This is a genomic window from Pseudomonas sp. AGC41 (assembly GCF_057334555.1).
The window spans coordinates 92,684-94,455 of record NZ_JBHFJB010000155.1 but is presented as its reverse complement, the minus strand read 5'-3'; the positions used below and the strand labels follow the sequence as shown (position 1 = coordinate 94,455).

Annotated in this window: 1 protein-coding gene; it reads right to left on the bottom strand. The window is 61.9% G+C overall.

Annotated features, from left to right (window positions below; genetic code table 11):
• Positions 1 to 53: 53 nt before the first annotated feature.
• Positions 54 to 1,637 carry a glutamate--cysteine ligase gene (gene gshA, locus ACE04F_RS26485; protein WP_486110557.1) on the bottom strand — a complete coding sequence of 528 codons (1,584 nt, stop codon included), beginning with the start codon at positions 1,635 to 1,637 and terminating at the stop codon, positions 54 to 56.
• Between the last annotated feature and the right edge of the window lie 135 nt (positions 1,638 to 1,772).

Here is a 1,772-nt window from a genome sequence, read left to right as displayed (position 1 = left end):
GACCAGCAGGAGCAAGCTCCCTCGCCACAAAAAGCGTTCTCGCACCCAGGGATTCAGTTACTGATCGCCAGAATGCTCGCCTGATACGAACCCACGAACACGTCGAAATCCCCCACTTCGTTCTGCTCCAGCTCGGTTTGCTGGACCAGCGACTGGCGTGCGGTGTCCTCGAAGGTGACCTGTTCTTCCGTCGACAACGGCTCGGCGCGGAAGAATTCGGCGTGGGTCTTGCTCTGGCGCAGGGAAAACTCGGCGAAGCTCTCGCTGTGCTCGGCCATGGCGGCCAGCACCTGGGCGGATGGCGTCAAGGACGGGTCGCGAACCTTGGCCCGTTGCGCATCCAGTGCCTGACGGTGTGCCTCGCCACCCTGGCTCTGATCAAGCAACGCCGCCAGCGGGGCGATTTTTTCCAACAATTCCAAGGCCCAGGCCTGCATATCCACGGGTTGGCCCTGGCGTTGCAGTTGCAGGCCTGGCTTGCGGCCTTCCTTGACCACGGTCAGGAAGTTGCTCGTGGCGTTGCTGCACTCGTTGTTTTCCAGTTGCGGGCTGTCGTTGAGGCCGCAGTACAGCAGGAACGCATCGAGGAAGCGCGACTCGGTCAGGTCGATGCCCATCGGCAGGAACGGGTTGATGTCCAGGCAGCGTACTTCGACGTACTGGATTCCTCGAGCCATCAGCGCCTGGATCGGCCGCTCGCCGGTGTAGGTCACGCGCTTGGGGCGGATGTTGGAGTAGTACTCGTTTTCGATCTGCAGGATGTTGGTGTTGAGCTGCACCCATTCGCCGTTCTGGTGAGTACCGACTTCCACATAAGGTGCATAGGGCGTTGCCACGGCTTTGCGCAGGCTGTCGGTGTAGCTCGCCAGGTCGTTATAGCAAGGTGTCAGGCCGGCTTGGGCGTTGCTCTGGTAACCCAGGTCGCTCATGCGCAGGCTGGTGGCGTAGGGCAGGTACAAGGTGTCCGGGTCCAGTTGCTCCAACTGGTGCGGACGACCGCGCAGGAAACCTGCATCCAGGGCCGGCGAGGCGCCGAACAGGTACATCAGCAACCAGCTGTAGCGGCGAAAATTACGGATCAGCGCGATGTAGGCCGAGGACTGGAAGTCGCGGTCGCTCACCTCGCTGGCCTCGTCCTGGCGCAGCAGGGGCCAGAGCTTTTCCGGGAGGGAGAAATTGTAGTGGATCCCGGCGATGCATTGCATGGTCTTGCCGTAGCGCAGGGCCAGGCCCTTGCGGTAGACATACTTGAGTCGACCGATATTCGAGGTGCCGTAGTAGGCGATCGGAATGTCTTCCTCGGCCGGCAGCGGACACGGCATCGAAGGGCTCCACAGGTACTCGTCGCCGAGTTTGCTGTAGACAAACCGGTGGATCCTGTCGAGGCTGTGCAGGGTGTCGGCCGGGTTGGCCAGGGCCGGGGTGATGAATTCCAGCAGCGACTCGGAATAGTCGGTAGTGATCTGTTCGTTGGTCAGCGCCGAGCCCAGGGATTCGGGATGCGAGGTCTGCGCCAGGTGCCCGTCGCCGGTGACGCGCAGGCATTCACGTTCGATACCGTGCAGGCACTGCTCGAGCAGGGAGAGGTTGGCGCGCTCGCCGAGCAGGGCCAGGCGGCGGTTTAAAAGGTCGCTCAAGTTGAATTCCTTCACGCGTCAGTCGCCCCAATATGGGGGTGGGCAAGACGGTCTACAAGGGTGAAGTTGAAACTGGCGTTTTCGCCTGGTTTTTGTGCCAAAGGCCAGCCACCGCAACCCCACTGTGGGGGGGGG